We start from the raw sequence: 11960 nt of genomic DNA, 5'->3' as shown, positions 1-11960 counted from the left end.
GTTGCGAAGGTTGAAGGAACGGTGCCCGCCTCAGTCGCCAACTCGATGCAAGTGTTGTCTCAGCAGTTGGCCAGCCGTCGGCGTTGGATCCTTGGGCCGCCTGAACTAATCGACGAATCAGATGTTCGTGATGGTCGCTCGCTCGGGTTCGTGCTGTCGATCTATACAGCGCGGCCGCCGTGGGACGAGGAAATTGATCGCGCGATCGACCGAGCCCACTTGGATGAGGTTAAGGAGCTTCTCGGCGGGATCTGTCGGATCTCTGGCGCGCACCATGTCTCGTCTGTTGTTGATTTCGCAGGGGAGTCGATTGGCACGGTCGCAGAAGGTCGCATGGACGAGTCGCTCGAGATCGGCTTGATCGGCGAGTGGGAGCGCGTCTTGGATGAGCGAGACCAGTGAGCCCGTCCCCGTGCGAGTTCGGAGTTACACACATCTGGCACCCCTCTGTGTCAAGAGGCGGCGAGAAGTGGTGTTCTAGGCTGGGGCTCGGCGGGTCCGGGAAGTGACTGCTCCGAAGTGTCGATCATGGGGATCGGATCGGCCGCGCTGGATTGAAGAGTCGCCCCCACGTGTCCTCCCGGGCCCGTCCCGGCCTTTTTGGCGTCTTTGATCATCTGCTTGTAGACGATGTCGGACAGCCGTCGCTTGAGGGCGCGCATGGCCTCCATCGGTGTTTTGCCGGCGGCGAGTTTGCGCCGGTAGTAGGCGCGACCTTCGGTGTCGTGGCGTAGCTGGACGACGGCCATGATGTGCAGGGCCCGGTTGATGCGCCGGCTCCCGGCCCGGGACAGGCGGTGGCGTTGCTGATCACCGGATGAGGCGTCCAGGGGTGCGGTGCCGTTCCAGGAGGCGAAGTGCCCGCGGGTGGTGAAGCGGCTGATGTCCGCGACGTCACCGATCAGACGGGCGGCGCCGGAGGGGCCGATGCCGTTGAGGTCCTGCAGGCTGCTGCCGGTGGTGTCGACGAGCTCGGTCAGTTCCTTGTCCGCGGCCTTGATCTTCTTGTCGACCTGGACCAGTTCGGTGATCAACTCGGACGCGAGCCGGCGGCGGGTGCGCCCGACCAGATCACGCGGCCGGATCGTGTTGAGCAGGGCCCGGGCCTGGGCGGCAGACAGGAACTTCTTCGCTCCACCGGGCAGCAGTTCCAGCAGCAGCTTGTGGATGCGGTTGAGCAGGTCGGTGCGGGCGTGGCCGGGGCCGTCGCGGCGGTCGACCAGCAGCCTCAACGCAACCGTTACGTCGTCGACGGTGACCTGCCGTAAACCTTTGCTGCGTAAGGCTGCGACGGCGACGCTGTGGGCGTCGACCGGTTCGGTCTTACGGCCCTGACCGGTGTCGAACACGCGGGCCCGCGCGGACAGTTTCGCCGGCACGTCCACCACGGTCTCGCCGTCGGCGACGAGCCGTTGAGCGATGTGCCGGCCGATGCCGTTGCAGCCCTCCACCGCCCAGACCCGGTCTTTGTGCTGACGGCCGAGCTTGAGCATCGTCCGGTAGCCGTCGCGGTCGGTGCCGAACCGGCCCTGCGCGAGGACCTTCTCGCGGCCGTTGATGATCTCGATGGTCGCGGACCGCTTATGCGGCTCCATACCGATGATGACCTGTCCCACGCTCGTCCTCCTCGATCAGACCGGGGCTGAATCCGGCGAGGAGGGCAGCGCTACTTCGAGCTGGGCAGACCCCTCTTGAGCCTCTCCGCGCCACGGTGACCGGCAGGACGCATGCCAGATGAGAGCCACACCAAAACGCGGTGGACAGCCGCTGAAAGAGCGACCCTGCCGGTCACCTCGACCAAGCCTGGCCGGGCTGCGGTCGTACCACCAGTAGATAAGTAGCCGCTTTCAGGGCGCTCGTTGACCGGCGGAGACGTCGCGCTCCGCACAAGTCACCAGCTCGCCAGACTCGAGGGGCTTGTCGGGACGGTAGGCCGTTGGCCCTTCTGCCGGTCAGCGGTGGCTGACGACGTTGACCACCTTGCCGTCCGGGTCGCGGACGAAGAAGCGCCGGACGCCCCACTGCTCGTCGGTAATCGGGTGCACGATTTCTGCGCCTGTCGCGCATACCGCCTCGTAGGCGGCGTCGACGTCATCGACCTCCACGCTGAGGTCGGGGTTTACGGAGGCCGCTGCATCTTTGGTGATGAGGATGACCTGGGCTGTGGGGTTGGACGGTGAGACCAAGTTGACCACCCAGCCGAGGTTCATCTCCTCGCGGAAGCCCAGAAGCTGGTAGAAGTCGCTGCTCGCGACTGGGTCGGCGGTTGTGATGTCGGGCACTGCACGGCGAATCGTCATGCCGGATTTTGGCACGCGAGGTACTTGCTCGTGCGGGTAGTGGGCCCCGCTGACGAGGTGCCAGTGCGGACGCTGCGGAGCACTCGGACCATGACGCGCCGCGGCATCCTGATCTGCCGCCGATCGTGCGCAAAGGGCCGTCGGTGAGTCGTCTGCTCGGTGAGCCCAGCGAGGCGCCTGTCCTACCTGCCGAGAACGTTCCGGTGCGATGGATGCGGTAGTCAGTTGCGATAGCGGAAAAGGATCCGGCCGCGGTCGAGGTCGTACGGGCTGATTTCCACGAGCACGCGGTCAAACGGCAGGATCTTGATGTAGTTCTTCCGGATCTTCCCGCTGATGTGCGCCAGCACCTTGTGCCCGTTCTGGAGTTCCACTCTGAAGGTGGCGTTGCGAAGACACTCGAGAACGGTGCCCTCGAGTTGGATGCCGCCGTTAGCTTTGCCCATGTTTTCTAGTACTCCGTTCGAGGACGGTTGGGTCGAGGAGAGGACGTCAACGGAGCACCAACTCCAGGTTGCTGCCCGCACGCCGGGCGCCGACGCCTTCGAACAGCGCGATCGCTGCGCCGTTGGACTGGTTGACGTCCGCCGACGCCGTCGCGATCCCGCGCTGGTGGGCCGAACCCAGCACCTCGGCCAGTAACGCCCGAGCGATACCTCGGCGGCGCTGATCGGACCGGACCGCGATCAGACCGATGCGTGGTTGCCGCGGAAGCGGCGCTACGCGTACCAATCCCACATATTGATCGGACCGTGCAGCCACGGCGTACTTCGCCGGGTCCGGTCGGGGAGGGCCGTCCGGACCGGACAACACTTCCGCCGGCATCTCCTGCCATCCGACAGTGGCTTCGATCTCGTCCCGGATGACGCGGTCCAGTGCGCGGAGCGGACCCTCCTCGGCCTCGCCGACGGCCACCGTTGTCACGCCCGGCGGGGGTGGCGCCGAGCCGAGTCCGGTGATGCGCGGGTCGGTGGGCACGACGTACTCCCACTCGCGGCGGCGGGGTGCGAAGCCGGCTCGCTCCCACTGGAGCATCAGGTCGAGGTCGGCCTCGTCGACGACGGTGTACAGCGGCCTCGGCAGGTCCGCCAGCATGGTGCCGGCGAGCCGGTCGAAGACCGCCTCGTGCCATGCGTCGATGCTGAGAAAGAGCCGCCCGTCGGGACGGTGGGATACCTCGCCGCGGCCGACCACCTGGTCGTCCTCCAGAGCGTGCCATTGCCGCTCGGCAATCCGAGTGGTGGCAACGGCATGCTCGCCGGTGCCGTTAAACAGGTGCGCAGAATCCATAGGGTGTCGCCTCTCGGGAGTGCCTTGTCCAGACGCTCCCGGGCGACACCTGCATCAATCGCCAGACCGTGACGACGAGGGGAGCACCCACATCGATACAACGTTCACGGTGCTCACCTCCTCGCGCAATGCCACGGCCGGACGTCAGGCTATCGGCGCGTACGGTGTCCCGTCTACTGCTTAACCGCTGACCAACCGAGCTCACCAGGGCACTCTCTTGCCGCAGACAGAGCGCTACGCAGAGTGATGGAGATCATGGAAGTCCTGCGCCCGACCCTGCCGATGTCCGGATGGTTGATCACGCCGACTGTGGGACGCAGTGGCGATCGCCGGGTCAGTGGATTGTGGCGATGAGGCGTTGCACGGCGGCGTGGGCGGGCGGGCCCCAGGTGGGCTTGCCGCCGGGGCGGCCGTGGACGCCGGCGTCGCCGATGAGGATGCCGCCGAGGGCGCGTGCCATCGCCCAGCCGCGGGCGCGGCGCATAGTGGCGGTGTCCGGGGTCGGCTGGTAGGCCGCGTAGAAATGGTTGGTGGTGTCGTCGGGTAGCAGGAGCCACACGGCGGCGAGGTCGTATGCCGGATCGCCCGCGCAGAGGTCGCCGAAGTCGATCACGCCGCAGATGGTGCCGTCGGCGGTGAGGACGTTGGCCGGGTGCAGGTCGGCATGCAGCCACAGCGCCAGGCCCGTCCATTGAGGCGCGGTGACCGCGTCTTGCCAGACGGCGCGGACGGCGTCCGGGTCGTTGATCAGTCCTCGCTCGGTGGCGGAGGTGAGTCCGTTGGCGAACTGGTCGGCTCGGTCGGCCAGTGGCCCGCCGCGGTCCCGGCCGGCGGGCGCGCCTCTGGGGGCGGGTTGGTGAAGAGCCGTCAGGAATGTGGCCAAGGATTTGGCCGCGTCGGAGGCTCGCGTGACGGGGATCCGGTCGGCGGGTGTGCCCGGGACCCAGGTGGTGATGAGCCAGGGCCGAGGGAACCGTTCAGAGGGCTCGCCGAGTCGCTGCGGGACGGGGATTGGCAGCGGAAGGCGCGGGGCAAGCGTGGGCAGCCAGGCGTGCTCCTTGCGCAGCAGCCCGTCCGCGGACCCGGTCGCCCAGGGAAGCCGGATGGCGAGGTCGTCACCGAGCCGCCACAGTTGGTTGTCCCACCCACGCGCGCCTAGCCAGACCGGGCGATCGGCGAGATCGGGGTGCTGGTCGCGCACCAGATCCCGGACCATCTCCGCGGTGATCTCGATCTCGGCGTGGGTCATGTGGAGCAACTGTAGTCCCGCAGGGCTGCCTGTTCACCCGGCAGCGGATCGCCGTCAACTACTGCTCACACTGGTTGGTATCGCGCTTCGGCTGGTCCGCCGCCCGCTCATGCCGCCGACCGGTCGGTACGAAGACCGGAAGCCGATGAGCGTGCATCGGCCGAGGTGAACGTGCGCGTCTGCCGGTTCGGATGAGGCCGGCGGTTACACGAGGCGCGGCTTGATATCGATCCACTCGCACAGCTGGGCGGCGAGGCGCGCATCCTGGACTCCGTCCAGGTGCCACTGGGCTGCGCTGACCAGATTCTTCGCCTGCCGAGAGTGACGGATGTGCGTGCGGTCAAGGCCGCTGAGGTCGCGCCGGTCATCGAGCACGGTTACCTCGGTCAGACCGACTGGGAGGGCGTCCAGGCAGGCCCGGACGATGTCGTCAGCCGACGGCAGCATCGCCAACTCGACCCCCGCGCGCCGCATGTCCGCCGCGAAGTACGCCAGCTTCTCGGCGCTCTCGGCTCCGGTGAACACAGCCCGAACCTGTCCCTGCCGCAGCAGCCAGAGCTTCAGTTCCATCCAGTCCGCCCGCCGGCCCGACTGGTTACCCACCTGCTGATCGATGACCAGCAGCAGGTAAAGCCACCAGTTGGCTCGCTCGTGCGGTGCCGGCTGGCGGCGGTCCAGCCACTGCCGGCGCTGGTGCTCATCGAGCTGGAGCAGGTGGACCAACCCGTCCTTGACGGCCTGGCGCCGCCCGCCGAGTCTCCCCGCAGCGACAAGCTCGGGCGGATGGGGTGCGCTGATCGACCAGACATCACCGGCATCGACCATCTCCTGATATCTGGCGGTGGCGACGAGGAGGGAGGTCCGCGACTCGGCGAGCCAGTACCGCCGACAATCCGCATCGGCCTGGTCAGTGATCTCCTGCAGGTGGTAGCCGAGGCGGTCCAATTCGGCGTTCAGCTGCGTGAACCGCAGGTGTCGGCCGAACGGCCCGTACCGATGCACGAGTGCCTCCGTGACCGTGATGCTCGCCAGGCGATGCGTCTGCACGGTGAAGCCGGTCGCCTGCCAGGAGTCGGATCCGGGCCGCCGCGCCCACAAGAACTCCACCAGGCCGTAGTCACGCCGCATCGCGGCGCGGTTTCGGTCCTCTGCGAAGTCACCACCCAGCGTGCGGGCTACGTCGTCCGGTGGATCCGTCAGGCCCACGCCCAGCACCGCGCCGCTGACCACCACGTCGACGAAGAAGTCAAGATCGGCCACCCGGCAAGCGTGGCGAAGTACCGGGCGCAGCGCAATCAGCGGCCGGCCTCCCGGCGATCAATCTCCCGGATCATCCCGTACCGGGCATCCGCACACGTCGCCGATGGTGCGTCACGTTGAGTGACGGGTCGGGGCAGCCGATGAGCGGATGTCTGCTGTCGCGATTGCCTGCCCGGCTCTGCCGGCCGTCTGCGCGTGCCGTAGCTGCCAGCAGCCAGTTGCGCCGAAGGCTACGAGTCCGACCGACGTGGCCGAGCGACGAGCGGAGGCGAGCCGTCCGCAAGCCGGACACGATTTCGCCATCGGTGATGGCGCCATGCAGCGACTATGACGGCCACGGCAACGAGCAGCGCGGTGGTGCCCTTCCAGGCGCGTTCGAACGACGATCTGTCGTTGCCAAACGCCGCATCACCGGCCGTCATCAGCCACAGCCCCGCCCACGCCCACTGCGAGCCGCGTGGCCGGGAGAACTTGCGTGGCGGCTCGGAGAAGGCGACGGTAACAGCGACCGCGGCGCCGACGACGATCAGCGGTACCCCGAGGCGCCAGATGGCCTCCCACAGCGACACGGATCGATCATGGCACCTCGTTAGCTTGATTCGCCAGGGCCGTTCCTCGCCAACTCCTCGCGGAGATGAGGTAGCAGCATCGCCCAAGAACACCGACGCCCGCTCATGCCGCTGAGCGAGTGTCACGCAGCGTCACGGTCGGTTGATCAAGAGGATGCTTGGTCTTGCCGATGAGCGGATGGGGCTGTCATGCCGCGAGCGCGTCGACCGTGGAGGGCGGATCACGCCCTAGCCCGGTTGAATCGGGCGCCCCAGTTGTGGATCTGCTCGAGCAGTTCGGGCGGGTCGAGGACGCGGAAGTCGGCGCCGAGCGCGCCCAGTGCCATGGTCGGCCAGTCCAGGGAGTCGGCGGTCATCCGCACTCGGCAGTGCTCGGCGTCGAGCTCCTCGACTGTGCCCCACCGGCCGATCCGCTCGCGCACGGCTGCGGCCGGGGCGTCGACCAAGGCCTCCACCCGGTACGGGCGGGGCAGGTTGCCGAGGCTGGTGCGGACGAACTCGGCGGCGTCGGCGGCGGGCAGGTCGCGGGGCCGAAACCGGGAGCCGGTGCCGTGTGGCGCGGTGAGGCGGTCGATTCGGAAGCTGCGCCAGTGGTGCCGGGTGAGGTCGTAGGCGACCAGGTACCAGCGGCGGCCGAGGGAGACCAGCCGATGCGGCTCGACGTGCCGCTCGGTGTGCTGGCCGTCGGCAGCGGTGTAGGAGAAGCGGAGGTGTTCACTGTCCCGGCATGCCAGCGCGACCACGGTGAGCACGCCCGGGTCGACGCCTGGCCGGGTCGGGCTGTCCCAGCCGGCGGGCAGGGTCATCGCGCGCAGCGCCTCGACCTGGCGCCGTAGCCGGGCCGGCATCACCTGCACCACCTTGGCCAGCATCCGCACCGAGGACTCGGCGAGGCCCTCCACCGCGCTGTGCGCGGCGGCCTGCAGCCCCACGGCTAGGGCGACCGCCTCCTCGTCGTCGACCACTAGCGGCGGCAGTGCCGCGCCCGCGGTGAGCTGATAGCCGCCATCCATGCCGCGCCGCGCCTCGACCGGATAGCCAAGCTCGCGCAGCCGATCGATGTCCCGGCGCAGGGTGCGGACCGAGACCCCCAGTCGCTCAGCCAGCTGGGTGCCCGGCCAGTACCGATGGGTCTGCAGCAGGGACAGCAGCCGCAGGGTCCGGGTGCTGGTGTTCGCCATGTCGTTGATTCTTGCGCTATTCAGGTCAGGAAGTGTCCGCAGGGCGGCCTAGCGTGGGTCCTGACCGACGGGAACGGGACAAGGAACTGGAGACCATGAGCGAGACCACAACCGCCGATGGACGGACCACCCACGACCTAGCCGATGCGCCGGCCGCCACTGGGGAGCGCGTCGACCTGCTGGCGATGCTGGCCAAACAGCGGCACTTCCTGCGCTTCACCACCCGCGACCTCACCGACGAGCAGGCCGGGCGGCGCAGTACCGTCAGCGAGCTGTGCCTGGGCGGCTTGATCAAGCACGTCACCGTGGTCGAGCGAAGCTGGGTGGACTTCATTTTGGATGGCCGGTCGGCGATGGGCGATTTCACCACCATGACTGAGGCCGACTGGGCCCGACGGGCCGACGAGTTCCGGCTGCTAACCGGCGAGACATTGGCCGGGGTGCTGACCGACTACGCCGAGGTGGCCCGCCGGACCGATGAGATGGTCGCCACCCTGCCTGACCTGGACGCCACCCAGCCGCTACCGAAGGCCCCGTGGTTCGAGCCCGGCGGGCGGTGGTCGGCCCGCCGGGTGCTGATGCACATCATCGCCGAGACCGCGCAGCACGCCGGCCACGCCGACATCATCCGCGAGTCCCTGGACGGCGCCAAGAGCATGGGCTAAACCGTGGCATGGTGGGGGCGCATTACGCCGCGCCCCCACACCACCAGTACGAGGACGCGGGGCGCCTCCACCAACAGCGCCCCCTCGAAGGGGTGCATCCTTCCCGCGCCCCGAGCCGCAGCAGGAAGTCAACGCCGTCGCCGGCCGGGTCAACGCCTTAGCCGAACCCGGTCGGCCACCTCCATGTCGTCGAACCCACCGCCCTGCACCCGCTACAGACTCGATCTGACCTTCGCCTCGCCCCGGCTATGGCTGGTGCTACCCGACACCACCTGCACGACACCGCAGCCCACAACCCTGGCTAACCTACTCGAATCAGGTGCTGCATCAACGCCCGCTATTGCCGCAACCAGCTCGCTTCCCGGCGTTACGGTCGACCTCGGCTCGACAGTCGCAGTCCATGAACAGGTGATTGATCAGCCATCCAGCAAAGCCAGCCGATCAGGTGCCTCGCGACGCCTCAGAGGTGCCGGGCCGGGGCACCAAAACCACCACCGCAGTTTCGGATGACCGCCGTGCAGCGTAGCCATCCAGGTTCTTGTCGATCTCACGCCAGCGGGCCCACAGCCGCGATCGTTCGTCGCCTGTCGCAGCATGACCACGCACCGGCCGCGGCCCGTCGACCAGGTCAACGGTGGCGTCCGGGTGCGCCTGCAGATTGAGCCACCAGGCCGGCTCGGGCTCCCCCCAACCGTTCATGGCCAGCGTGACCAGATTCGCGCCGTCCTCGAAGTACCCGAGGATCACGCTGCGCTGCTGGCCGGTGCGACGCCCGACGGTGGTCAGGCGCAGCATTCCGTACCGGTTGCCGCGCGGACGCGACAGTCCGACCCGGCCGCCGGAACGCCGGAACACGCCCCGATGAGCCGACCAGAACAGCCGAATGAACCAACGGGGCGGCAACCACGGCTTCTTGGCAGGGCGCAGGTCCGACTCGGTCACTCCTCCATCGTATTGGCCGCTGTCACGCGCGAACGATCGGCAGCCAGCGGCAGGCCGGTAGCGCCGAACGGTCTGCTGACAGCCGGCCTGCCCACCCGATCAAGCAGCGGTCAACGTCCGCTCACTGCCGCTTCCGGCGTGCTGGCGTTCATCACCGGTGGTGACGCACGGTGATGTATGACTACCTCTCCTGCTCCCGCTTCCGTATCGTGTCTGCCGATCAACTCGTTCTGCGCGCCGCGGTGTCCGCCTTCTTGGGCCGCTACCGTGGCCAGACACGCGTCCATACCGAGTCCGACCTGCACGTTTTCCTCCGCTGGTGCACCGAACACGGCCTTGACCCGCTGACGGCGGTGCGGGTGGACATCGAGCGGTACGTCCGCTGGCTGCAGGACGTACGCCGGTACCAGCCCTCGACAGTGTCCCGCCGGCTGTCGGTCGTGGTCGGGTTCTACCGGGTCTGCGTCATCGACGCCATCCTGGAGCACTCGCCGGCCGACTACGTCCGCCGGCCCACCGTGCCGGCCGAGTCACCGACCCTCGGACTGGGGCACCTACAGTTCGAGGCCTTGATCACCACCGCCCGACAGTCTCCGAATCCAAACGACTTCGCCCTGATCGCCCTCCTGAACCTGCTCGGGCTGCGGATCTTCGAAGCCTGCGGGTCGAACATCGCCGACCTGGGCGAGGAACACGGCCACCGGGTCCTACGCGCGCGGCAAGGGCGGCAAAGGTCGTCCTCGTCCCGCTGCCGCCGGCGGTGGCCCGAGCTATCGACCGGGCCGTCGACGGGCGCACCAGCGGGCCGGTCCTGCGCGACACTTACGGCGCGCGGATGGATCGGCACGCCGCCACCCGCCGGCTCAAGCACCTCGCCGACACGGCGGGCATCCGGATGCCGAGGATGCATCCCCACATGCTGCGGCACACGTTCGTGACGACGATGCTCGACGCCGGCGTCAGCCTGCGCGACGTGCAGATCGCCGCCCGTCACGCCGACCACGATGCGCTATGACCGGGCCCGCAAGAACCTCGACCGGCACCCCAACTACATTCTGGCCCGGGTACATGGCCTCCGGGACGTAGCAAGCGCTCGCTGCTTTGCCGATGAGGGATGCCGCCAGTGTCGATCATGAGGAACGCCCAGCTAAATCTCTCCGAGCTTGGCGGGCTGATGACTCACCCGCTGTCATTGCCCGGGAGTATCCCGAGCACCTTGATCAGCAAGCTGGCGACCAGTTCCAAGGACCACACTTCCATCACGGAGGATGGCGAGCGCGGCGAGGGCGTACCAGCCGTAGGCGACGGCGAACATGGTGCGCTGCAGCGCCCCGTCGACGTCTGGCAGGGCGGACATGCCGAGCGGTACGACCACCGACGCCGCAACAGCGACGATGTCGAGCGCGGTCTGCCCGCCGGGCCTGCGGGCACGGCGGTGGATCGCCGCCGTCACGACCCCCGCCGCGAACGCGACCCCGACGGCCGTCGCCGACACCGAATGGAGTGCGTCTTCGGTGGGGTTGTACCCCGCGCCGGTCCACGGCCGGGTGGAGAACGCCGCAGCCGCCGCCATGAACGCGCCGAAGCCGTAGTGTAGCGCCGCTGACCAGCGTCCCCAGCGGCCGGCGGCGACGAACGCCAGCGCCGTCACGGACAGGCCGAAGAGCAGGAAGCCCAACCGGGCCAGCCACGCCCCGTCAACCCCCTGCGCCGCCGATTCGCTCGTGGTTTGGGCGACCCACGAGTAGGAGGTAGGCATGAGCGACGGGGCCGCGGCAAGAGCGGCCGCGGACAGACAGAGACCCGCGAGGACACCTGCGGCTATCCGCCGCCGCGCCGTGGCGGCGGCACCGGGGCCGGAGCGGCCACCCGGCTCCCGTCGCAGGGACAGCGCGCCGCCTGATGCAACGTTCACCGACATCGGAACCTCCTGCCCAAATCCTGATGCCCAGGGCGGTACCCGCTGTCACCACCGTCGCCAACGCCGACTGCGCCCGTCAGAGGCGAAGGTCCCGAGGCCCGGTTACGGTCGGACCAGGTGGCCGACGACTCAGCCTCCGCCGAACCGGCTTTCAAGGATCACACAACACGGTCCGGTACCCGCTTGTCCGGCGTCGACCAGCACCAAATCCCCGATGCACTCCCGCGGTCGGCAGCGCCGCCGAGCAGGACGCCACCGCCGATGCGGGCGCGGACGTCCACAACAGCCCAGCAAACCCCCACGCTGGACTCGACCACGGTGCCGGGCAGCAGGACCGACCTCGGTCACCTCAACACCGGGCGCCACGAACCTCCCCCCGCTGACGGCGCAGAGCGCTCGACCCGCCCGGCAGCCCGGCGAAAGCGCAACACACCGTCGGCATCCGGCCATGCCGCGATCCGATCGCTACGTAGCGTTACTCTAAGCTGGCCTGGTTGTCATCCGGTCGGGTCGAGAAGATTGCATCCCGCCTCGAGGCGTTGCCACCGTTCCGCCACACCTGGGGTCACCGTTCAGCGTTCGG

The 11960-nt window shown here is 68.4% G+C and carries 13 protein-coding genes and 1 pseudogene; 4 read left to right on the top strand and 10 right to left on the bottom strand.

Annotated features, from left to right (window positions below; all coding sequences use genetic code 11):
• On the top strand, nt 1–402 hold a 402-nt coding region (locus ACL02O_RS31895), incomplete at its 5' end, for a hypothetical protein (RefSeq protein WP_412821896.1).
• Between the two features lie 50 nt (nt 403–452).
• Here the strand turns inward: ACL02O_RS31895 and ACL02O_RS31890 are convergent.
• From ACL02O_RS31890 to ACL02O_RS31855, 8 genes are all read right to left on the bottom strand, one after another.
• The gene (locus tag ACL02O_RS31890) at nt 453–1616 is read right to left on the bottom strand and encodes an IS110 family RNA-guided transposase (RefSeq protein ID WP_412821895.1); all 1164 of its coding nucleotides are present in this window, start codon (nt 1614–1616) and stop codon (nt 453–455) included.
• 336 nt (nt 1617–1952) lie between these two features.
• A complete protein-coding gene (locus ACL02O_RS31885) occupies nt 1953–2315 on the bottom strand; it encodes a VOC family protein (RefSeq protein ID WP_412821894.1) in 363 nt (120 codons plus the stop codon).
• A gap of 206 nt (nt 2316–2521) precedes the next feature.
• A complete protein-coding gene (gene infA, locus ACL02O_RS31880; RefSeq protein ID WP_088994205.1) occupies nt 2522–2746 on the bottom strand; it encodes a translation initiation factor IF-1 in 225 nt (74 codons plus the stop codon).
• 46 nt (nt 2747–2792) lie between these two features.
• Nucleotides 2793–3590 (bottom strand): GNAT family N-acetyltransferase, encoded by a 798-nt coding sequence (locus tag ACL02O_RS31875; protein WP_412821893.1) that lies wholly within the window; start codon nt 3588–3590, stop codon nt 2793–2795.
• A 334-nt stretch (nt 3591–3924) separates the two neighbouring features.
• Nucleotides 3925–4839 (bottom strand): aminoglycoside phosphotransferase family protein, encoded by a 915-nt coding sequence (locus ACL02O_RS31870; protein ID WP_412821892.1) that lies wholly within the window; start codon nt 4837–4839, stop codon nt 3925–3927.
• A gap of 204 nt (nt 4840–5043) precedes the next feature.
• Nucleotides 5044–6099 (bottom strand): hypothetical protein, encoded by a 1056-nt coding sequence (locus tag ACL02O_RS31865; RefSeq protein WP_412821891.1) that lies wholly within the window; start codon nt 6097–6099, stop codon nt 5044–5046.
• 230 nt (nt 6100–6329) lie between these two features.
• Nucleotides 6330–6668, bottom strand: a complete 339-nt coding sequence (locus ACL02O_RS31860; protein ID WP_412821890.1) for a hypothetical protein — start codon at nt 6666–6668, stop codon at nt 6330–6332.
• A gap of 221 nt (nt 6669–6889) precedes the next feature.
• The gene (locus ACL02O_RS31855; protein WP_412821889.1) at nt 6890–7849 is read right to left on the bottom strand and encodes a helix-turn-helix transcriptional regulator; all 960 of its coding nucleotides are present in this window, start codon (nt 7847–7849) and stop codon (nt 6890–6892) included.
• Nucleotides 7850–7944: 95 nt separating this feature from the next.
• On the opposite strand from ACL02O_RS31855, the gene ACL02O_RS31850 reads away from it, so the two are divergent.
• The gene (locus ACL02O_RS31850) at nt 7945–8514 is read left to right on the top strand and encodes a DinB family protein (protein ID WP_412821888.1); all 570 of its coding nucleotides are present in this window, start codon (nt 7945–7947) and stop codon (nt 8512–8514) included.
• Nucleotides 8515–8955: 441 nt separating this feature from the next.
• Here the strand turns inward: ACL02O_RS31850 and ACL02O_RS31845 are convergent, their stop codons facing one another.
• The gene (locus tag ACL02O_RS31845) at nt 8956–9456 is read right to left on the bottom strand and encodes a nitroreductase/quinone reductase family protein (protein ID WP_412821887.1); all 501 of its coding nucleotides are present in this window, start codon (nt 9454–9456) and stop codon (nt 8956–8958) included.
• 173 nt (nt 9457–9629) lie between these two features.
• On the opposite strand from ACL02O_RS31845, the pseudogene ACL02O_RS31840 reads away from it, so the two are divergent.
• Nucleotides 9630–9902: pseudogene (locus ACL02O_RS31840) on the top strand (hypothetical protein); the annotation flags it as partial.
• Entirely contained in the window at nt 9839–10471 is a 633-nt protein-coding gene (locus ACL02O_RS31835; protein WP_412821897.1) for a tyrosine-type recombinase/integrase, read from the top strand. The pseudogene ACL02O_RS31840 and the gene ACL02O_RS31835, both read left to right, overlap by 64 nt.
• Nucleotides 10472–10645: 174 nt before the next feature.
• Here ACL02O_RS31835 and ACL02O_RS31830 read toward each other — a convergent pair whose 3' ends face one another.
• A complete protein-coding gene (locus ACL02O_RS31830) occupies nt 10646–11377 on the bottom strand; it encodes a DUF998 domain-containing protein (RefSeq protein WP_412821886.1) in 732 nt (243 codons plus the stop codon).
• Between the last annotated feature and the right edge of the window lie 583 nt (nt 11378–11960).

This window comes from Micromonospora mangrovicola, from assembly GCF_047200535.1.
Taxonomy (GTDB): Bacteria; Actinomycetota; Actinomycetes; order Mycobacteriales; family Micromonosporaceae; genus Micromonospora.
The sequence above is the reverse complement of the archived record's forward strand: the minus strand, read 5'-3'. Positions and strand labels throughout refer to the sequence as shown.

Coding starts and splice junctions, on each gene's coding strand:
- ACL02O_RS31870 (WP_412821892.1), bottom strand. CDS start 4,839: ATGACCCACGCCGAGATCGAGATCACCGCGGAGATGGTCCGGGATCTG.
- ACL02O_RS31855 (WP_412821889.1), bottom strand. CDS start 7,849: ATGGCGAACACCAGCACCCGGACCCTGCGGCTGCTGTCCCTGCTGCAG.
- ACL02O_RS31850 (WP_412821888.1), top strand. CDS start 7,945: ATGAGCGAGACCACAACCGCCGATGGACGGACCACCCACGACCTAGCC.
- ACL02O_RS31830 (WP_412821886.1), bottom strand. CDS start 11,377: ATGTCGGTGAACGTTGCATCAGGCGGCGCGCTGTCCCTGCGACGGGAG.
- ACL02O_RS31875 (WP_412821893.1), bottom strand. CDS start 3,590: ATGGATTCTGCGCACCTGTTTAACGGCACCGGCGAGCATGCCGTTGCC.
- infA (WP_088994205.1), bottom strand. CDS start 2,746: ATGGGCAAAGCTAACGGCGGCATCCAACTCGAGGGCACCGTTCTCGAG.